This window comes from Streptomyces sp. NPDC021020 (assembly GCF_044333285.1).
GTDB lineage: Bacteria > Actinomycetota > Actinomycetes > Streptomycetales > Streptomycetaceae > Actinacidiphila.
In genome coordinates this window covers 724,097-744,662 of sequence record NZ_JBIRQQ010000002.1, presented here as the reverse complement: position 1 = coordinate 744,662, position 20,566 = coordinate 724,097, and the positions used below count along the sequence as shown (strand labels likewise).

The 20,566-nt window shown below is 73.4% G+C and carries 13 protein-coding genes and 1 pseudogene; 9 read left to right on the top strand and 5 right to left on the bottom strand.

The window, feature by feature from the left end; all coding sequences use genetic code 11:
- Positions 1–22: 22 nt before the first annotated feature.
- Complete coding sequence (locus ACH4SL_RS07565) at positions 23–3,988, bottom strand: GH92 family glycosyl hydrolase (protein WP_398442486.1); 3,966 nt, start codon at positions 3,986–3,988, stop codon at positions 23–25.
- Positions 3,989–4,947: 959 nt separating this feature from the next.
- Positions 4,948–7,293: pseudogene (locus tag ACH4SL_RS07560) on the bottom strand (GH92 family glycosyl hydrolase); the annotation flags it as partial.
- Between the two features lie 320 nt (positions 7,294–7,613).
- On the opposite strand from ACH4SL_RS07560, the gene ACH4SL_RS07555 reads away from it, so the two are divergent.
- The 3 genes from ACH4SL_RS07555 to ACH4SL_RS07545 all read left to right on the top strand — a co-directional run bounded on the left by ACH4SL_RS07555 (position 7,614) and on the right by ACH4SL_RS07545 (position 9,290).
- A complete protein-coding gene (locus tag ACH4SL_RS07555; RefSeq protein WP_398442485.1) occupies positions 7,614–8,120 on the top strand; it encodes a hypothetical protein in 507 nt (168 codons plus the stop codon).
- 67 nt (positions 8,121–8,187) lie between these two features.
- Complete coding sequence (locus ACH4SL_RS07550) at positions 8,188–8,613, top strand: PPOX class F420-dependent oxidoreductase (protein WP_398442484.1); 426 nt, start codon at positions 8,188–8,190, stop codon at positions 8,611–8,613.
- A gap of 173 nt (positions 8,614–8,786) precedes the next feature.
- Positions 8,787–9,290: a hypothetical protein gene (locus ACH4SL_RS07545; RefSeq protein WP_398442483.1), complete on the top strand. Its 504-nt coding sequence runs from the start codon at positions 8,787–8,789 to the stop codon at positions 9,288–9,290.
- Positions 9,291–9,540: 250 nt separating this feature from the next.
- Here ACH4SL_RS07545 and ACH4SL_RS07540 read toward each other — a convergent pair whose 3' ends face one another.
- On the bottom strand, positions 9,541–10,578 hold the full coding sequence (locus ACH4SL_RS07540) for a substrate-binding domain-containing protein (RefSeq protein ID WP_398442482.1): 1,038 nt from the start codon (positions 10,576–10,578) through the stop codon (positions 9,541–9,543).
- A 174-nt stretch (positions 10,579–10,752) separates the two neighbouring features.
- On the opposite strand from ACH4SL_RS07540, the gene ACH4SL_RS07535 reads away from it, so the two are divergent.
- Positions 10,753–12,744: a glycoside hydrolase family 35 protein gene (locus tag ACH4SL_RS07535; protein ID WP_398442481.1), complete on the top strand. Its 1,992-nt coding sequence runs from the start codon at positions 10,753–10,755 to the stop codon at positions 12,742–12,744.
- Between the two features lie 17 nt (positions 12,745–12,761).
- Here ACH4SL_RS07535 and ACH4SL_RS07530 read toward each other — a convergent pair whose 3' ends face one another.
- Positions 12,762–13,136, bottom strand: a complete 375-nt coding sequence (locus ACH4SL_RS07530; protein WP_398442480.1) for a winged helix-turn-helix transcriptional regulator — start codon at positions 13,134–13,136, stop codon at positions 12,762–12,764.
- Positions 13,137–13,222: 86 nt separating this feature from the next.
- Between ACH4SL_RS07530 and ACH4SL_RS07525 the strand changes: the two genes are divergently transcribed.
- Entirely contained in the window at positions 13,223–14,212 is a 990-nt protein-coding gene (locus ACH4SL_RS07525; RefSeq protein ID WP_398442479.1) for a zinc-dependent alcohol dehydrogenase family protein, read from the top strand.
- Between the two features lie 22 nt (positions 14,213–14,234).
- On the opposite strand, the gene ACH4SL_RS07520 is transcribed toward ACH4SL_RS07525, so the two are convergent.
- A complete protein-coding gene (locus ACH4SL_RS07520) occupies positions 14,235–15,188 on the bottom strand; it encodes a helix-turn-helix transcriptional regulator (RefSeq protein ID WP_398442478.1) in 954 nt (317 codons plus the stop codon).
- Between the two features lie 42 nt (positions 15,189–15,230).
- On the opposite strand from ACH4SL_RS07520, the gene ACH4SL_RS07515 reads away from it, so the two are divergent.
- The 4 genes from ACH4SL_RS07515 (at position 15,231) to ACH4SL_RS07500 (ending at position 20,564) form a co-directional block, all read left to right on the top strand.
- Positions 15,231–16,724: an MFS transporter gene (locus ACH4SL_RS07515; protein ID WP_398442477.1), complete on the top strand. Its 1,494-nt coding sequence runs from the start codon at positions 15,231–15,233 to the stop codon at positions 16,722–16,724.
- Positions 16,725–16,860: 136 nt separating this feature from the next.
- Positions 16,861–18,369 (top strand): MFS transporter, encoded by a 1,509-nt coding sequence (locus ACH4SL_RS07510; protein ID WP_398442476.1) that lies wholly within the window; start codon positions 16,861–16,863, stop codon positions 18,367–18,369.
- The gene (locus tag ACH4SL_RS07505) at positions 18,366–18,932 is read left to right on the top strand and encodes a TetR family transcriptional regulator (RefSeq protein WP_398442475.1); all 567 of its coding nucleotides are present in this window, start codon (positions 18,366–18,368) and stop codon (positions 18,930–18,932) included. The genes ACH4SL_RS07510 and ACH4SL_RS07505 overlap by 4 nt, the downstream gene beginning before the upstream one ends.
- A gap of 207 nt (positions 18,933–19,139) precedes the next feature.
- Complete coding sequence (locus ACH4SL_RS07500) at positions 19,140–20,564, top strand: condensation domain-containing protein (RefSeq protein WP_398442474.1); 1,425 nt, start codon at positions 19,140–19,142, stop codon at positions 20,562–20,564.
- The last annotated feature ends 2 nt before the right edge of the window (positions 20,565–20,566 follow it).

Sequence of the window (20,566 nt, the reverse complement as noted above, 5' to 3'; positions counted from 1 at the left end):
GGCGGTGTGCGGTGGCGGAGCGTCAGCCGCGGGCCAGCAGCTCCACCTCCGCCAGGGAGGTGGTGGCCGGGTCGCCGCCGTTGGCGGTCACCACCAGGCGGTAGGAGGTGTACGCGCCGGGGTGGGCGATCTCGAAGGGACGGGTCTGCAGCCGGTCGGTGAAGCTCTGGCCGGTCCTGGTGTCGAGCGTCTTCCAGTGCGTGCCGTCCGCGGAGCCCTGGAGCTGCCAGCTCCGCGGGTCCTGGGCGGCGGCGGTGCTGCCCGAGGTGAGCGTGTAGAAGGTGGCCTTCCGCCCGGACTTCCCGGCGGTGTCACCGGCGAAGGTGTAGCGCACGGTGGGGTCGGCCCCGGGGAGGGCGACCGCGGTCTTCGAGGTGTTGTCGAAGAGCGCGGTCACGTCGGTGCCGTCGCCCGCGGACGCGGTGCCCTTGCCCGCGCCGGTCAGGTCGGCCAGCGGCTGCGGGGTGGCCCCGGGCGCGGTCAGGGACGGCGGCAGCGCGTCCTTGCCCGTGCCCCACGACGACGGACGCGAGCCCATCGTGAAGTCCAGCCGCGCGCCCGACTCCAGCTGGCTCTGCGTCAGGTAGACCTTGTTCCACGGCTTGCCGTTGACCCTCAGCGACTGCACGTAGACGTTCTTCCCGCTGTTGTTCGGGGCGTTGACGACGATGCTGCGGCCGTTGTCCAGGTGGACGGTGGCCTTGGTGAACAGCGGGGAGCCGATGACGTAGTTATCGTTGCCGACCTGGAGCGGGTAGAAGCCCAGCGCGCTGAAGACCTGCCAGGTCGAGGTGGCGCCGTTGTCCTCGTCGCCGGGGTAGCCCTGGCCGATGGAGCCGCCGGTGAACAGCCGCTGCTGGATCTCGCGGACGGCGGCCTGGGTCTTGGCCGGGGCGCCCGCGTAGTCGTACATGTAAGGGATGCCGAAGGAGGGCTGGTTGCTCATGCCCAGCTCGCCCATCCGCACGTCGCGGGCCTCGATCATCTCGTGGATGGTGCCGCCGTAGCCGCCCGCGTCACCGTCCGCGGTCTCCTGGGTGCCGAAGAACGCGTCGAGCTTCTTCTCCAGGCCCTTCTGGCCGCCGTAGAGCGCGGCCAGGCCGTTCGGGTCCTGCGGCACGGTGAAGGCGTAGTTCCAGGCGTTGGTCTCGGTGTATTCGTTGCCCCACTGCTGCGGGTCGTACGAGGCGTCCGGGACGCGCCAGGAGCCGTCGGCCTTGCGGCCCTCGAAGAAGCCGACGTTCTGGTTGAAGAGAGTGGTGTAGTTCTGGGCGCGGCCCAGGAAGTACGCCGACTCCTCCTGGTAGCGCTCGCGGTCGGCCTTGGAGGTGTGCGGGGCCTCGGCGAGCCTGGCGGCCATCTGGCCGATGCCGTAGTCGTTGACGTAGCCGTCCAGCGACCACGAGACGCTGCCGTCCACCGAGGTGTTCGTGTAGCCGTTGAAGACCGAGGTGTCCAGGCCCTTGCGGCCGACGCCGCCCGCGGTCGGGACGACGGTGGCGTTCTTCACGGCGGCCTCGTAGGCGGCCTTGGCGTCGAAGTTGTCGACGCCCTTGGCGAGGGCGTCGGCGAAGGCCACGTCGGAGCTGGTGCCGGTCATCAGGTCGGCGTAGCCGGGCGAGGACCAGCGGGCGGTCCAGCCGCCGTCCTTGTACTGCTGCACGAAGCCGTCGGCGAGTTCACCCGCGGTCTTCGACTCCAGCAGGGAGTAGGCGGGCCACTCGCTGCGGTAGGTGTCCCAGAAGCCGTTGTTGACGTAGACCTTGCCGTCGACGATCTTCGCGCCGGTCTGCGTGGGCGTGCTGGGTCCGGTGGCCGGGGAGAAGGGGCTGGCGTACTCGTACACCGGCTTCGCCGCCGTACCGGTGTTCTCGTAACCGGAGTTGGGATACAGGTTCATCCGGTAGAGGTTCGAGTAGAGCGTGGTGAGCTGGTCGTCGCTCGCGCCCTGCACCTCGACCTTGCCGAGCTTGGCGTTCCACTGCCGCTCGGCGTTCCTCTTCACGGTGTCGAAGGAGGTGCCCTTGGGGATCTCCAGCGCCAGGTTCTTCCTCGCCTGGTCGGCGCCGACGAAGGAGGTGGCGATCCGCATCGTCACCGTCCGGGAGCCCGAGGTGTCGAAGGCGGCGTAGCCGGTGACGTTGTCGCGGCCCTGCCCGGTGACCTTGGCGGCCGTGCCCGGGGCGCGGTCGAACTCGGCGTGCACGTACATCCGCGTCGCGGCCTCGCCGCCGCCGGTGTTGACGTCGGACCAGCCGTCCAGGGTGCCCGCGGCGGCGTCGAAGGTCAGGCCGCCGTTGTTGTTGACGTTGTCGAACAGCAGGTCGCCGTGGTCGCCGGGGAAGGTGAAGCGGAATTCCGCGGCGTGGTCGGTGGGCGCGATCTCGGCCTTGATGCCGTTGGTGAAAGTGACGCCGTAGTAGTGCGGCTGCGCCACCTCGTCCTTGTGGTCGAAGGCCAGCGCCCGCTTGCTCCGGTTCAGGTCCGGGGTACCGGTCGCCGCGGACGGCATGACCTGGAAGGTGTCGCGGTCGCCCATCCACGGGCTGGGCTCGTGGCTGATGCCGAGCGCCTGGAGCTCGGGCAGGTTGGCGGCGTCGTTCTGCGCCGCGTAGCTGTACTCCCAGCTGGTCGATCCGGCGTCGGTGACCGGCGTGAAGAAGTTGAAGCCGTTCGGCACCGCCGTCAGCGGCAGGTTGTTGCCGCGCGAGAAGGAGCCCGAGGCGTTGGTGCCGCGCCGGGTGTCGACGTGCTCGGCGTAGCTCGCGTGCGGGTCGCTCGCCGGGGCGGCGCCGATGGTCAGGTCGTCGATCCACCCCTTGAACTGGGTGTTCGCGCCCGCCTCCGCGCTGCCGGCCGGGTTGTCGTAGCCCAGCAGAACGCGGTCGATCGTCTTGCCCGCGGCGACCTTGCCGATGTCCGCGGCGACGGCGTTCCACTGCGAGGCGTAGAGGATCTTGGCCGCGCCCTGGCCGCCCGGGGTGAGCGGCACACCGTTCTGGTCCTGCGCGGGGGTGCGCAGCCTGCTGAGGTAGCTGCCGTCGGTGAAGTGCAGGTCGATCGAGGCGTACGTGCTCGGGTACGCCAGGTCCGCGCCGGTCAGCTCGGGGAAGATGTCGTAGGACAGCCGGGTGTCGCGCCTGACCGGGATGTGCACGTCGTAGAGCTTGTTGTACGCGTGCACCGCGCCCGACCGGGTGTGGGTGCCCGCGTACTCCAGGGCCTTGAGGCCGCTGAAGCCCACGCTCGGCTTGACGTTCGGGCCGGAGGCGGGTCCGGCGCCGATCGAGGTCGTCATACCGGACACCGGCGGCGGCGCGGCGGAGCCGTCGGAGAGGATCAGGTCGGCGAGCTGCACGATGGAGCCGCTGGTGTTCGCCGTGACGTTCAGCCGGTAGTAGCGGTACGCGCCCGGGTCGGCGACGTCGTACACGGTGCTCCTGAGGCGGCCGCTGAACTTCACGCCGCTGCGGGAGTCGACCGTGGTCCAGTCGGTGCCGTTCGCGGAACCCTGGAGGGTGAAGTCCTTGGGGTCGCGCTCCGGGGAGTCGTTCGCGGACGTGAGCGCGTACTTCTTGACCGTCACATCGGCCGACAGCTGGTACTGCACCCACCCGGTCGCGGCGAAGGTCAGCCACTTGGTGTTCGGGTCCTCGTCGGCGGCGTTCTTCGCGACCTCGTTGGGCGGGTTGTCCGAACTGGCCGTCACCGCGGTGATGTCGTCCTTGACGCTGCCGGGCAGCACGGGCAGGGTGCCCGCGGTCACCCCGGAGACCTCGGGGGCGCCCTTGGCGTCGGTCTCCGCGGTGTCGGTCCAGGTCGGCTGCGGGTCGCCGGTCTCGAAGGACGTCGTGAAGGCGGGGGCGGCGCCGCCCGCCCGGGTGACGTCCGCGTGCGCGAGCGCGGTCGCGGGCACGGTCAGTGCCATCGAGACCGCGCCGGCCAGCGCGGCTCGGGTGAGGGTGCGGCGCAGGGGGCCACGTCTCATGGGTGCTGCCTTTCTCCTTGCGGTTCCGGCGGTCTGCTCGGCGGGCCTCATGCGTCACGCCCGCTCAGCGCGTAGAGCGCCAGCCGGGTGTCGTCGGGCAGGGTGAGCGAGACCGCGGTCCTGGTGCTGTCCAGCGGGAGGGTCAGGTGCCAGATGCTGACGCCGACGCCGTCGGGCGCCCCGTGCGCGTCGTAGCGGCTGGCGGCGTGGATCGCCGGGTCCTCGCCGAGCCGCGGGGATCCCGACGCCCAGTCGGTCGAGACGAGCGGGACGTCGGCCGTGGTGCCGTCGGCGTAGGTGACGGTGGCCGTGCTGTCGACGTCCCCGTGGTGGGCGGTGAGCAGCACGTCGAGCGCCGAGTAGCCGCGCGCCACCAGTGGCACGGTCTGGCCGTGCGCGGTCGCGAAGTTCGGGGCGCCGCCGGTGGTGTCGGGGAAGCGGTACGCGTGCCCGCCGAGGACGCCGAGGCCGGGCGCGGGCAGGCTCTCGGCCGGGAAGCTCGCCCCCGTACCGTCGAAGTCGGCGCCGCTGGAGCCGGACGTGCCGACGCCGTCGACGTCGTACTGCGCCGACAGGTCCTGCACGCAGGAGCCGGTGGCGCCCTCGCAGCTCGCCGTCGTCACCGTGACCGGGACGGTCCTGGTGGCGGTGGGCCCGCCTTTCTGGGTCACTGTGACGGTCACCGGGTAGGTGCCGTCCGGGGTGCCCACGGGGGCGGTGATGTGCACCGGCACCTGGTGGGTGGCGGGCAGTGTGTCCGAGGTGACCTCGAAGGACGCGTGCCCGGGCTCCGCGGTGAGCGGGGCGGGGGCGGTGACCGTGATGGTGCCGGACGCCTTGCCGGGCGCGGTGAAGACCGCGGAGACCGTGACGTCGGCGGCGGTGCCCCCGCCGAGGACGCCGACGGACGCGGGCGTGACCGCCGCCGCGGTACGGACCGCGGTCGCGGCAGCCGTGTCGAGCGCGGGCGGCGCGGCGGAGGGCGCGGTGCCCCACGCCGAGGGCGAGTCGCCCAGCGTCAGCGCGACGTCCTTGCCCGCCTTGATGTCGCCGGTGGTGATGTAGGTGCGGTCGAGGTTGCGCCCGCCGAGCCGCGCGGACCTGATGTAGCGGTCGGTGTCCGAGCTGCCCGGGGCGGTGACGGTCAGATGGCCGCCGGGGTAGTACCGCCGGTCGAGCGCCACGTCGACCCGGCTGAACAGCGGTGTCGACAGCCCCCACAGGTCGGTGCCGGGCGCCATCGGGTAGACGCCGATCGCCGAGAGCACCTGCCACGCCGACATCGTGCCGAGGTCGTCGTTGCCGGTCACGCCGTTCGGCGCGTCGGTGAAGAGGGTCAGCGCCGCGTGCACCACGTCGGTGGTCTTCCACGGCTGCCCGGTGGACAGGTAGGTGTACGGGGCGCCGAGGTCGGGCTCGTTCTGCGGGTTGTACTTGTCCTGGTTGTAGTACGCGTAGGGGCCGTTGACCCATACGTTCCGCGCGGTGCCCGCCGGGTCGGCGAGCAGCTTGTCGTACGCGAAGAAGGAGTCCAGCCGGGCGTTGGCCTGCTCCGTACCGCCGATCAGGCCGACGATGCCGGGCACGTCCTGCGGGACGAGCCACATGTACTGCCACGAGGTGCCCTCGTGGAAGCCGACGCTCTGCGCCGGGTCGGCGGGGCCGGTGAAGGCGCCGTCGGTGTCGCGGGCGCGGAAGAAGCCGGTGTCCGGGTCGAGGATGTTGCGGTAGTTCTGACCGCGGGCCAGATACCGCTTCGCGTCGGCGGTGTGGCCCAGCGACTGCGCCATGCCGCCCAGCGCGGCGTCCGCCAGGGCGTATTCGAGGGTGGCCGACGGGCCGTGCTGGAAGTCGTTGTCCCCGGGCTTGCCGGGGTGCTCGGGGGCGTAGGGGACGTAGCCGCCCGCGAGGTACTCGGCGTCGGCCTGCCGCCCCGCGGCCTGCGAGGACGCCGGGGGGACGGTGTCGGCGTGCTTCTTCAGCGCGCGGTACGCCTCCTCCTCGTGGCCCTTCAGCAGGCCCTGCCGGTAGGCGTCCACCAGGAAGGGGGTGACCGGGTCGCCGGTCATGATGTTCGTCTCGGCTGTGGCGTAGCCCCATCTCGGCAGCTGGCCGCTCTGCTCGGCCACCTTCAGCAGCGACAGCGCCATGTCCCGCGACTCGCGCGGGGCGAGCAGCGAGAGCAGTTGCTGCTGGGTGCGGTAGGTGTCCCACAGCGACCAGTTCTGGTAGTACGTCGAGCCGTCGCCCCGGTGCGCCTTGTCGTCCCAGCCGGTGTAGCGGCCGTCGACGTCGCTGCCGATGTTCGGCGCGAGGAAGGAGCGGTAGAGCGAGGAGTAGAACGTGCGCTGCTGCTCGGCGGTGCCGCCCTGCACCCTGACCTGGCCGAGCCGGTCCTGCCAGGCCCGCTTCGCCGCGGCGGCGGTGCGGTCGAAGCTGCCGCGGCCCTCGGCCGCGAGGTTCTTCGCCGCGCCCGCGGCGTCGACCCAGGACAGCGAGGTCACGGCGGTGACGCTGCGGTCCTTCGTGGTGTCGAAGCGGACGTAGGCGCCGCCGAGCCCGGTCGAGGTGGAGCTGCGTGCTCCGGGGGTGACGTCGGCGCCCTTCCAGGTGCCGTAGGAGGCGAAGGGCCGGTCGAACCGGGTCTCCGTCCAGAGGGTGTACGGCCGGGTCTCCTGGCAGAAGCCGCTGCCGGTGATCGACGTGACCACGGTGCGGTCGTCGAGGACGGTGACGGTGCTGCTGGTGACCTTGTGCAGCGCCTGCCCGGAGTTGAGCAGCACATTGGCCCGGTCGGTCGACGGGAAGGTGTAGCGCTGCCAGCCGGTGCGGTCGGTGGCGCTCAGCTCGGCGGTGATGCCGGTCGCGAGCCCGACCTTGTAGTAGCCGGGTGACGCGCTCTCGTCGGCGTGGCTGTACGGCGCGGCGTACTGGCCGTCGTCGGTGGCGGTGATCTCCCCGGTCGTCGGCAGGACGGGCAGGTCGCCGCCGAGGCCGCAGCCGACGCCGGACAGGTGGACGGCGCTGAAGCCGCGGATGTGGTCCTCGTCGTAGTCGTAGCCGGTGTTGTGCCCGGTGTCGGGCGAGAGCTGCACCATGCCGAAGGGCACGGCCGCGCCGGGGTAGGTGTTGCCGTCGTTCTGGGTGCCGATGAACGGGTTGACCAGGTGGGTGAGATCGCCGGTGGCGGGGGCGCCGCCCGCGGCGTATGCGGCGGGGAGCGGCACGATCGCCGCCCCGGCGGCCAGGAGCGCGGTGACCGCGACCGCCGCGGCTGTGCGCAGGCGCTGCGTTCTTGGAGGCATACGTCCTCTCTCCATATCTGACAACGTTGTCAGAGCATCGGTTTCGCCTGTCACGCAAGGGACTTGAGGTGCGGGAACACATGAGTGAGCTGTGAGGAATCTTGTCCTCCGTGGATCGCAGCGTCAATGATGCAGGAGTAAACAATCTCGCCGAGCCACCCCGGGAGCGGCCGCGCGGGCCGAACTCCCCGGCCCCGGCAAACGGAGCGGTCACCACCGGGTGCGCAAAAGCAGCAGGGCCGCCAGGCTGGGGAGTTGGTCGGCGTGACGGCTGCGGCCGAGGGCGCCGCACCGCCCGACTCACCTGCCAGGAGGCCGAGATGAGATCGACCGCGCGACGCCTCACCGCCCTGTGCGCCGCGGTGGGCGGCGTGCTGAGCCTGTCCGGCTGCTTCATGGGGGACCCCCGGGGCGCGGTCTTCGGGTACCGCCTCGTCGACGGAGTGGTCGAGGTGGCCTACCCCATGTGCCCCGGTCACGACGTCACAGGGGTCGAGCTGCGGAGGGGCACCAGCGGAAACGGTGAGGGCCCGTTCCTGTGGAGCGGCAAGGGTCCGAGGTCCGAGGCGGTGCGGCACGGTGTCTTCACCATCGACGCACCAACGAGCTTCACGACCACCACGGACGCACACCCGCTGCCGTGGGGCGTCTACGTCGAGGTCACGGAGGCCGACGGGGGCGGGATGACCGGCTTCCTCGACCTCCCCAAGGTCCGCGCCTTCCACCCCACCGGCCCCGACTCCTGGTTCACGGAGGACGGCCCGCGGACCCGGGCCGAGGTCGACGCGCAGATGGGCTGCAACCGTCCCCGCACGCCGCCGTCCTGACGACGCCCGGCGCGCGTGCGGCGCGGCGTGCCGTGGTGCGCGCGTCCGGAGCGGCCATGATGGGGCCATGCCCCAGATGACCGAGCCCGAGTGGCGGGCCTTCCTCGCCCACGGCACCCGCACCGCCAAGCTCGCCACCACCCGCGCCGACGGCCGCCCGCACGTGGCGCCCGTCTGGTTCCTGCTGGAGGGCGACGAGCTGGTCTTCAACACCGGCCGCGACACGGTGAAGGGCCGCACGCTGGCCCGCGACCCGCGGGTCATGGTCTGCGTGGACGACGAGCAGCCGCCCTTCTCCTTCGTCCTCGTCGAGGGCCTGGCCACCCTCTCCGAGGACCCGGACGAACTCCACGGCTCGGCCGCGCGCATCGCCGCCCGGTACATGGGGGCGGACCGCGCCGAGGAGTTCGCCGCGCGCAACGCCGTCCCCGGCGAACTGGTCGTCCGGGTCCGCATCGAGAAGGTCGTCGCGCTGAGCGACCTCGCCGCCTGAGACCCCGGGCCCGGCCGCCGGGGCGGTGGCCGCTGCCGGGCGGCTCCGCCGAGCGCGCCCTGCCCGCAGCCGACCGGCGTCCCGGCGACGGACCGCCTACAATCCGGTCAGCCTACGAGCGGAGGCGCGGGCCGGTGGACATGGCGTCAGGTCCGGGAGAGCCGGGGCAGGGTATGGGCGCCTGGCCGCTCGAACGCCTCCAGGCGTTCGCCGCGGCCGCTGACGCCTGGTGGCAGCTGGAGTCCGTCCGCGTCGTCGCCCAGCAGCACGCCTACGACTGCGACCGGGCCCGCGAGGCGCGTCGGAGCTGGGCCGGGCTGTCGCTGCTGGCGAACCGGCGGATGCGCGCCGTCGGCCCGCGGGAATCGGCGCGCGAGCTCACCCAGGAGTTCATGCTGCGCACATGGGTGATCGACCACCTCGGCCCCGCGGACGGAAACGCCGAGTGGAGTCCGGAGGCGCTGGGCGCCGACACACTCGCCGCGCTGTCGCTCTCCCCGGCGGACGCCGCGGCCCTCGCCGGGAAGTGGCGTGAGCTTCCCGTCGAACGGATCCGCGAGCTGCGGCGCCACAGGAGCCTGACAGCGCATCTGGAGCGGCTCGTCGGCCATCTGCGGCCCGGCCCCACACACGACCGGCTGGTGGTCTGGATCGAGGCCCGCCGGCTGCTCCCCTGACCGGGCCGCGTACAACGCGCTTGCGGGGCGCGGTGGTTCGGGGACGCAGCCGGGCTCCCAAATCCGGCGGCCGCCTGCGGGAGGGCCGTGGGCGGCGGCGATCAAGGTGCGGGCGCGGGGCGGCGGTCGGCCCGGCCGCCGGGGCCGCTGCCGTGGCCGGGCGGGCGCTCGCCGAAGGCCTTCCCGGCCGGGGCATCGCGCAAAAATGTTATCGATGCCACGCCGTCGCAGGCGGGAGGCGAGGACCGGGTCAGCGCGCGGGTGGCGGCGGGGCGCTGCTGGCGCGGACCCGCAGCTCGGGTTCCACCGTGGGCGACTCCCGCGCCGCGCCGGGATCGCCGGCCAGGCGCAGCAGGTGGCCGACCGCGAGGGCGCCGATGTGCGCGAAGGGCTGCGCCACGGTGGTCAGGGACGGCGAGCAGTATTCGGCCAGCGGGATGTCGTCCACCCCGACCACCGAGACGTCGTCCGGCACCCGCCGGCCCAGCTCGTGCAGTGCCCGGACGACGCCGAAGGCCATCTCGTCGCCGGCCACGAAGACCGCCGTGACGTCCGGGATCTTGCCCAGGATCAGACCGCAGCGGTAGCCGGAGGCCGCGGACCAGTCGCCGTCCAGCTGCGGGGGCACCGCCCGGCCCTCGGCCTCCAGCACCGAGCGCCAGGCGGCGGCGCGGCTCGCGGCGTCGAGCCACGCCTGCGGGCCCGCCACGTGCCAAACGGTCTCGTGGCCGAGGCCGAGCAGGTGGCGGACGGCCAGTTCGGCCACCCTGCCCTGGTCCACGGCGACGACCTCGGTGGCGGCGGTGCGCGAGCCGTCGATGGTGACGGTGGGCACCGCGGCCGTCAGCTGCTCGATGCGCGGGCTGACGTGGATCAGCGGCACCGCCAGGACGACGCCCTCCACGTGCTGTTCGGCCAGCCGCAGCAGCGCGGCCTCGATCGCGGAGGTGTCGAGCGAGGCGGTGGTGGCGGTGCTCACGCTGTAGCCCGCTTCGTGCGCGGCGCGCTCGACGCCGGCCAGGAGGGCCGCCTGCGAGGGGAAGCCCGTCGCCAGGGTGACCAGCCCGACGGTGCGGCTGCGGCCGGAGGACAGCACCCGCGCGGCGTTGTTCCTGCGGTAGCCGAGCTGCTCGGCGGCGGCCACGACCCTGGCGCGCGTCGCGGACCGGACGTTCGGATGCCCGCCCAGCGCCCGGGACACGGTCTGGGCGGAGACCCCCGCGGCCTTGGCGACGTCAGCCATCCCCGGCGGCCGGGAAGCACCGCTCCCGCCCGACTCCCGCACCATGTGGGCCCCTTCCTCGGCGCCATGCTACCGCTCCCACCGCCTGGCGGGAGCCGCTGCGCCCCGCGGGGCGCGGGCCGGCGGGGGCAGCTGATTGGCATCGATAACATCTCGTGCCAGAGTGAGGCGCAAGCCTGGCGCAGAGGCCCGCCAGGGCGTCGGAGAAGGGGGTGGCCCGTGAACTCCTCGGGCGATGACGCGATATCGGTGGCGTTCCGCGGCATGGTCGTACGCCCGGACGAGTTGCGGCGCGGGCCCGGGTCGCGGGGCGGGCCCGACGGGTCGCGGGGCGGGCCGGAGCCGCTGAGCGGCCGCCCGCCGCGCCCGCGGGCGGCCCCGGACCCCGCGGCGGCTCCCCCGGGCGAAGGGGAAGCGGCACCCGGCGCGGCCCCGGCGCTGTCCTGGCGGGACGGCGAGCTGCTGCGCCACGGCCGCCCGCACCGGATCCTCTCCGGCTCCCTGCACTACTTCCGGGTGCATCCGCAGCAGTGGGCCGACCGGCTGGCGCGCCTGGCCGCGATGGGCCTGAACACCGTGGACACGTACGTCGCCTGGAATTTCCACCAGCCCCGGCGCGGGCGGCGGCCGCGGTTCGACGGGTGGCACGACCTCGGGCGCTTCCTCGGCCTGGCCCAGGAGGCGGGCCTCGACGTGATCGTCCGCCCGGGCCCGTACATCTGCGCCGAGTGGGACAACGGCGGCCTGCCCGCGTGGCTGACCGGCGTGCCCGGGATGCGTCCGCGCACCTCGCACGGCCCCTACCTGGACGCGGTGGCCGGCTGGTTCGACGAGCTGATCCCGCGGATCGCCGCCGCGCAGGCCGGGCGCGGCGGACCCGTCGTCGCCGTGCAGGTGGAGAACGAGTACGGAAGCTACGGAGACGACGCCGCCTACCTGGAGTGGCTGCGGGACGCCCTGACCGGACGGGGCGTCACCGAGCTGCTCTACACCGCCGACGGTCCCACCGACCTGATGCTCGACGCCGGCATGCTCCCGGGCGTGCCGGCCGCCGCCACCTTCGGGTCGAAGCCCGCGGACGCGGCGGCCGCGCTGCGCCGGCGGCGGCCCGGCGAGCCGTTCGTGTGCGCGGAGTTCTGGAGCGGCTGGTTCGACCACTGGGGCGAGAACCACCATGTCCGCTCCCCGCAGAGCGCCGCGGACACGCTGTCCGGGATCCTGGACGCCGGCGGCTCGGTGAGCTTCTACATGGCGCACGGCGGCACCAACTTCGGCCTGACGTCCGGCGCCAACCACGACGGCACCCGCTTGCAACCCACCGTCACCAGCTACGACAGCGACGCCCCGATCGCCGAGCACGGCGCCCTCACCCCGAAGTTCTTCGCACTGCGCGACCGCCTGCTGGCCCTCACCGGCGCCGAGGCCGCTCCCCCGCCGCCCGCGCCGGTGCTGCTGGCCCCGCGTACCCTGCGCCCCGTACCGCGTGCCGGACTGCTGGAAGGCCTGGCCGCCATGGCCGGGCCCGCCGTCCGCTCCCCCGCGCCGCCGAGCTTCGAGGAGCTGGACCAGCCGACGGGCCTGCTGCTCCACCGGGCCCTCCCGCGCGTCCCCGCCGGGCCGCACGAACTCAGCGTGCACGGCCTGCACGACCGCGCCCAGGTCTTCGTGGACGGCGCGCCGGCCGGGATCCTCGACCAGGAGACCTCCTCCCTCACCCTGCACGGCACCGGCGCACCCGTCCGCCTCGACCTGCTGGTGGAGAACCAGGGCCGGATCAACTACGGCCCGCTCCTCGGCCAGGGCAAAGGCATCCTCGGCGGCGTACGGATCGACCGGCGCCTTGTCCACACCTGGCGGACGCACGGGCTGCCGCTCGACGAGTGGACCCCCGCGGACGTCCGCCGCGCCCCCGCCGCCGCGCCGCCCGCGGGCCGGGCCGGATTCGCCACCGCGCATTTCACCGCGCCCGAACCGGCCGACACCTTCCTGGCCTTCCCCGGCTTCGCGAAGGGCTTCGCCTGGATCAACGGCACCCTGCTGGGCCGCTACTGGGAGACCGGGCCGCAGACCACGCTGTACGTGCCCGCGCCGCTGCTGACCACGGGCCGCAACACCGTCACCGTGCTGGAACTGGAGCGGTTCGGCGACGCGGTCGACCTGCGCGACCGGCCGGAGCTGGGGCCGCCGGAGGAATACGTCGAGACGTTCTGACGGGTCGGGGCGGGCGGTCAGGCCGCCGGGGACGGGCGGGCGGCTTCGGCCGCCTCCTGGAAGTCGGCGATGTCCCCGCCGTGCTCCCGCGCCCAGTCCGTCAGGACCTCGATGGGTTCGACGAGGGTCCGGCCGAGGTCGGTGAGGCGGTACTCGACCCGCCTCGGCGCCTCGGCACGCCGGTCGACCAGGCCGTACTGCTGGAGCCTGCGCAGCGTCTGGGTGAGGACCTTGCGCGAGACGCCGCCGATGAGGTCGACGAGTTCGCCGTGCCTGCGGGGTCCCTGGCTGAGGCCGAAGAGCACGAGCACGGCCCACTTGTCGGAGATGATCTCGACCGCCAGCCGGGTGGGGCAGTCGGCGAGGGAGGTCGCCCCGTCCACGTTCTGCATGACAGTCGAAGGTACCAGGAGGTAACGCGGGGCTCCGTAGCGTTTCTCCCGATCGGCCGAGCAGTACCGGATGAGGAGGAGTCACCATGCCACGAGTCGTCGTGTTCGACGAGTTCGGCGGGCCGGAGGTCATGCACGTCGTCGAGGAGCCCCTCACGGGACCCGCGGCGGGCGAGGTCCGGGTCAGGATCGAGGCGTTCGCGGTCAATCCGCTGGACGCGATGATGCGGTCCGGCGCCTCGCCCGCCCCCGTCCCCCTGCCGCACGCCCGCCTCGGCGTCGAGGGCACGGGCGTCGTCGACGCGCTCGGGCCCGGGGTCACCGGGCTGCGGGAGGGCGCGGCGGTCATCCTGGCGGCCGTCCCGGACGCGCACGTCCGGGGCAGCTACGCCGAATACACCACGCTCCCCGCGAGCCGCGTCGTCGCCCGCCCGGCCGGGCTCGGGACCACCGAGGCGGCCGCGGTCTGGGTCGCCTTCTCCACCGCGTACGGCGCGCTCGTCGAGAAGGCGGGGATGCGCCCGGGCGACCACGTCCTCGTCACCGCAGCGTCCGGTGGTGTCGGCCGGGCGGCGATGCAGATCGCCCGGCAGATCGGCGCCGTGCCCGTCGCCGTCACCCGGCACGCCGCGCGGGAGGACGAGCTGCTCGCGGCGGGCGCCGCCGCGGTCGTCGCGACCGACCGCGAGGACGTCGCCGAGGCCGTCGGCCGGCACACCGGCGGGGCGGGCGCGGACATCGTCCTCGACCTCGTCGGGGGCCCCGGCCGGCAGGACCTGCTGGGGGCGGCCCGCCCCGGCGGGACGCTGGTGGTCGCGGGCTTCCTCGACCCGCGGCCCACGCCCTTCCCCGCGGGCCCGCCGCTCACGATCCACAGCTACCGGAGCTTCGAGCACACCCTCGACGCCGCCGCGGTGCGGCGCATGGCGGCCTTCCTGGAGGCGGGTGTGCGCCTCGGCGCGCTGCGGCCCGCCGTCGACGACGGCGTGTTCTCCCTCGGCACCGTCGCCGCGGCGCACCGCCGCCTCGAACAGGGGCTGCACGGCGGGCGGAAGATCGTCGTGACGGCGTCCTGACGCGGCGCCGCCGCGCGCCGCGTCAGCGGGTCGCCTCGTGCGCGCGCTCGGCGAAGGCGCGCAGGCGCTCGATCAGGGCCGGGGGCGACTGGACGCGGAAGGGCAGGTCCAGCATCAGCAGGCGCACCGCCATCCAGTCGACACGGTCCGCGTCCACCCGCCAGCGGGACGTGCCGTCCGGAAGGGCGTCGACCTCGCCGGGCGCCCGGCCGAGCCTGGACCGCAGGACGTCGGCGGGGGCGTCGACGTCCACCACGGCCGGCGCCGTGGGCCACAGGCCGCGCAGCTTGGACTCGACGAATTCCGCCGCGTCGGCGGCGGGGAGCGCCCGCGGCGCCGCGCGGGCGCCGGTCGCGGTGACGTCGGCGAGCCGGTCGACCCGGAAGATGCGCCAGTCGTCGCGTGCCAGGTCCCAGGCGACCAGGTACCAGCGCCGCCCGCTGGCGACCAGCCGCTGCGGCTCGGCGTGCCGGCGGCTCTCGGCGCCGTCGCCCGCGCGGTAGGCGAAGCGGACGCTCTCGTGGTTGGCGATCGCCCCGGCGAGGGCGGTCAGGGCGGCGGGCTCGACGCGCGGGCCGCCGCCGGTCATCGTCACCACCGCGGAGCCCAGCGTGCCCACGCGGTGCCGCAGCCGCGACGGCAGCACCTGCTCCAGCTTGGTCAGGGCGCGCAGCGACGCCTCCTCGATGCCGTCGACCGCGCTGCCCGCCGCCGCGCGCAGGCCGACGGCGATGGCGACCGCCTCCTCGTCGTCCAGCAGCAGCGGCGGCAGCGCCTTGCCCGCGACGAGCCGGTAGCCGCCGAGCGAGCCCATCGTGGCCTCGACGGGGTAGCCGAACTCGCGCAGCCGGTCCACGTCCCGCCGTACGGTGCGGGTGCTCACCGCCAGCCGTTCGGCCAGTTCCGTACCGGACCACTCCCTCGGGGTCTGCAGGAGGGAGAGCAGATTCAGCAGTCGTGCCGGGGTGTCCGTCATGTTTTCCACAGTCCGCGCCTTGTAGGACAACAGCTGTCCTACATGACCCCTAGCGTAGAACCTGTCAGCGAACGAGGCAGGCAGGAGCCCCCAGGAATGAATACCGAGCGCAGGCGCTGGATCGCCCTCGCCGTCGTGATGACGGCGAGCTTCATGGACCTGGTCGACGCGACCATCGTCAACATCGCCGTCCCCAGCATCCAGCGCGACACCGGCGCCGGCTTCAGCGCGGTGCAGTGGATCACCGCCGGTTACGCCCTGGCGTTCGCGGTCGGCCTGATCACCGGCGGGCGGCTGGGCGACATCTACGGGCGCAAGCGCGTCTTCCTGATCGGGACGGCCGGCTTCACGGTCGCGTCGCTGCTGTGCGGGCTGGCGGCGAACCCGGAGATGCTGGTGGCGACCCGCATGCTGCAAGGCGTGACAGCGGCGCTGATGGTGCCGCAGGTGCTGTCGATCATCCACGCGACCTTCTCCGGCGAGGAGCGCGGCAAGGTCTTCGGCATGTTCGGCGCGATCATCGGCCTGGCGGCGGTCACGGGCCCGCTGCTCGGCGCGCTGCTCACCCAGTGGGACATCCTCGGGCTGGAGTGGCGGCCGATCTTCCTGATCAACCTGCCCTTCGGCATCGCCGGTCTGCTCCTCGGCCGCCGCTTCATCGACGAGTCGAAGGCCCCGCAGGCGCTCAGGCTCGACCTGGCAGGCGTCGCGCTGGCCACCGCCGGTCTGCTGCTGCTGATGTACCCGCTGGTCCAGGGCCGGGAGAACGGGTGGCCGCTGTGGGGCTACGCGATGATGGCCGGCGGGCTCGCCGTGCTCGCGGGATTCGTCCGCTACGAGCGGGCCAAGGCGGTCAGGGACGGCTCCCCGCTGGTCGAACTGGTCCTCTTCCGGGCCCGCAGCTTCGCCGCGGGCATCGGCGTCCAGCTGATATTCGGCGCCGCGTGCGGCCTCTTCTTCCTGGTCTGGACGCTCTACATGCAGATCGCGCTGGGCTGGTCCCCGCTGCACGCCGGGCTCACCGGTCTGCCGTTCACCGTCGCGTGCTCGGCCTCGGCCGGCATGTCGGTCCAGCTGCTGGTGCCGCGCTTCGGCCGTCTGGTGCTCCAGGCCGGGGCGCTGGTCACGGCCTGCGGCGCCCTCCTCTACATCGCGGAGGCCGCCCGCTACGGGCATTCCGTCCACTCGTGGCAGATGGCGCTGCCGCTGCTGGTGATGGGCCTGGGAATGGGCATGATCTTCTCGCCCCTGACGGACGCGGTGCTGTCCGACGTGCCGCAGGAGCACGCGGGCTCGGCCTCCGGCCTGATCAACACCACCAACCAGCTGGGCAACGCGTTCGGCCTGGCGCTGGTCTCGGTCGCCTTCACCGGCTCGACCCCGGTCCGCGCCTTCGAGCACGCGATGCTCTGGATGGTCGGCGCGCTCGCCGTCGTCGCCGCCCTCATGGCGTTCCTCCCCCGGCGCGGCGCGCGCACCGCGGAGCCCTCCGGGGGCGCGGCCGAGTCGGCGCAGGCCCCCGCCCTGGTGGGGTGAGGCCGCACAGGACCGGATCCGGCCGTGGCCGGGGGAGCAGCTTCCCCCGGCCACGGCCGCCCGCGTTTGGGACTCGCACCCCAGGTATGTCATCGTATGAAGACATCACGTGATGACAAGTGTGGGGAGAACGTCGATGACCGGCCGACATACAGGGTCCGACCTGCGGCAGCGCGCACTGGTTCCGGTACTGGTGTTCCTCGGCACAGTGGTCGCGCTGATCAGCAGCCTGGGGGCTCCGCTGGTCCCGACCATCGCCGATGTGGACCATGTGTCCCTGACCGACGCGCAGTGGTCGCTCACGATCACGCTGCTGGTCGGATCGGTCGCCACCCCCGTGATGGGCCGCCTCGGGGACGGGCCGCACCGCCGCCGGGTCGTCCTGGGGTCGCTCGCCACGGTGCTGGCCGGCAGCGTGCTGGCGGCGCTGCCGCTGGGCTTCGGCTACCTCGTCACCGGACGCGGGATGCAGGGGGTGGGCCTCGGGCTCGTCCCGCTGGCCATCGCCACCGCGCGCGACGTGCTGCCGCCCGAGCGGTCGCGCCCGGCGGTGGCGATGCTGTCCATCACCACCGTGGCCGGCGTCGGCCTCGGCTACCCGCTCACCGGGCTGATCACCGAGTCGCTGGGCATCCACGCGGGCTTCTGGTTCGGCGCGATCATCAGCGGCCTCGCGCTGCTGGCCGCGGCGCTGGTCGTCCCCGCGGTCGGCCCGCGGGAGAAGCGGCCGCTGGACGCCCCGGGGGCGGCGCTGCTCGCCGTCGGACTGGCGTCGCTGCTGCTCGCGCTGAGCGAGGGCGAGGTCTGGGGCTGGACGTCGGCGCGGGTGCTGGGACTGGTCCTGTTCGCGCTGGCGCTGCTGGTCGGCTGGAGCTTCCACGAGCTGCGCACCGCCCACCCGCTGGTGGACCTGCGGACGCTGCGCAACCGCTCGGTGCTGACCGCCAACGTCGCCGGGCTGATAGCCGGCGTGGCGATGTACATGCTGATGTCGATGGTCACCCGCTTCGTGCAGACCCCGAGCGCCACCGGCTACGGCTTCGGCACGTCGGTGCTGGTGACCGGGCTGGTACTGCTGCCCTTCTCCGCCGCCAGCGTCGCCTCCAGCAAGCTGGTGCCGCTGCTGACCCGGCGGACCTCCACCGCGATGGTGCTGCCGATCGGCTGTCTGATCTCGCTGCTGTCGATGGTGATGTTCCTGTTCGCCCGGGGCAGCCTGTGGGAGCTGTTCGTGGTCATGGGCATCGCGGGACTCGGCGTCGGCTGCACCTTCGCGGTGATGCCGGGGCTGATCGTCAACGCCGTGCCCGCGCACGAGACCGGCAGTGCCATCAGTTTCAACCAGGTGCTGCGTACCATCGGCTACACCACCGGCAGCGTGCTGAGCGCCGTCGTCCTGGAGGCGCACACCGCCCCGGGCCGGATACTGCCGGCCAACAGCGGCTACCAGGCCGCCGCCTGGCTGGGCTGTGCGATCTGGGTGGTCACCGGTGTCGTCGCGATCGTCCTGCCGAGGCGGTCCGCCGCCGGGAAGCGCCCTGTGACCCCCGTGACCGTGGACGAGGAACTGATGGACGAGAGCATCGCCGACGCCGAGAGCGCCGAGGACATCGCCACCGCGACACCGCACCGGTCCGGCCGGTGAGCCCCCCCAGACGGCGGGACTCCGCCCGCAGCCGGCAGCTGCTGCTGGAGGCGGCGGCCGGCCTCTTCGCCGAACGCGGGTTCGACCGCAGCACGACCAGGGAGATCGGCGAGCGCGCGGGCGTTGACCCGGCCCTGATCGCCCGCTACTTCGGCGGCAAGGCGCAGCTGTACATCGCCGTGCTCGACCTGGACCGGGCCAGCGCCCGGCCGGCCGACCTGCTGGAGCCCGAACGCAATCTGATGCTGGTCGACCGCGTCGACCGGCGCGGCCCCGGCCCGGTCTTCCGGGCCGCGGTCGCCCCGCTGGAGGACCCCGAGGTCCAGGCCACCGCCGTGGACCAGCTGCACTGGCGACTCGTGGACCCGCTGCGCGAGCGGTTCACCCGCGAGGGTCTGGACCGGCCGCAGCTGCGGGCGGAACTCACGGTGGCCGCCTTCGTCGGCATCGTCCTGTCCCGCCACGGCGGCGCCTTCCGGGCGCTGGCCGAGGCCGGCACGGACGAGGTCGTCCGCCTGGTGCTGGACATGCTCAACCCGCGCGACGGCACGGCGGATTCCTGACCCGGCCGGGAGCCGCCGCCCCGGGCGCCCGCCGGGCTGTCGCAGCGTCAGAGATGAAGCGCATGATCGTGGTGTGACGGCTGCTTCCTTCGCATGGTTGCAGTTCTTGCTGAATCTCCTCAAAGTCTTGCGGGGCCGGGAGCGCCCGCCCCAAGATGACCCGGCTGGTGTCGGGGAGCGGCGGACACTTCGAGGAGGCGGCGGCCGATGGCTGGACCGGTACCGGGGACGATGCTGGGCGGGGCGCGGATGACGGACCAGGTCGTCGTGGCCTTCGACGGGCCGGGCGCCGGGGTCGGCGCACTGACCTGGGGGCAGCGCAAGGTCTGGACGCTGATGCGGCAGGCCGGCACATCGATGAGCATGGGCGGCGCGGTGCCCGTCACCGACGGCCGGACGGTCGACGACCTCGCGGCGGAACTGCGGTTCTTCCTCTGCCGCTACGCCTCGATGCGGGCCCGCATCCGGACCGGGGCGGACGGCGGCCTGGTCCAGGAGGTGGCCGGCTCGGGCCGGGCCGTGCTGGGGATCGTCGACACCCCGGACGGCGGCGACCCGGACCAGGTCGCCCGGGAGCTGGCCGAACGGTGGGAGGCGACGCCCTTCGACCACGCCGAGGAGTGGCCGATCCGGATGGCCGCCGTACGCAGCCGGGGCGGCGTCACCCATGTGGTGGTGACGATCTCGCACATCGCCACCGACGGAGGCGGCATCGCCGTCATGCTGCGCGAGTTGGGCGAACGGGACCGGATCACCGGCGAGCCGGCCGAACCGGCTCCCGCGACGGGCCCGTTGGAGCTGGCCGCACTGCAGCGGACGCCGTCCGCCCGGCGGCAGAACGACATCTCACTGCGCCACTGGGAGCGCCTGCTGCGCGCGGCCGGACCCCGGCGTTTCGGCCCGCGCGTCGACCGCGGCGAGCCGCGCTACCGGCTCGCCGTCTTCACCTCCCCCGCCCTGCACCTGGCGTCGAGGGCCGTGGCCGCCCGCACCGGCGACGCGACGTCCTCGGTGCTGCTCGCCGCGTACGCGGTCGCGGTGGCACGGCTGACCGGCATCACCCCGGCCCTGATCCAGGTGGTCGTCAGCAACCGCTTCCGGCCCGGGCTGGCCGGCGTGTCCCACCCGCTGTCCGTGAACGGCCTGTTCATGGTCGACGTCGCCGACGCCCCCTTCGACGAGGTCGTGGACCGCACCCGGCGGGCCCTGGCCCTGTGCTCGAAGCACGCCTACTACGACCCGGACGCGCTGGACGAGCTGCGCGCCCGGATCGACCGGGAGCGCGGCGAAACCGTCGAGACCTCCTGCCTGTTCAACGACCGCAGGATCGGCGCGGGTGTCGAACCCCCCGCTCAGGTGCCGCCCTCCCGGCAGGAGCTGGAAGCCGCGCGGGCCGCGAGCACCCTGCGCTGGGGCAAGCCGTTCGAGACCTACCTCGACACACTGATGGTCCAGGTCGGCGCGGCCGCGGACACGGTGGAGCTGGAGATCCAGGTGGACACCCACCATGTGTCCGCCGACGACGTGCACGCCCTGATGCTCGACCTGGAGGCGCTGGTCGTCGCGGCGGCGCTCGACCCGGCCACCCCGACCGGCGTACGGACGGCCCCACCGCGGCTCGTCGGCGGGTGAAG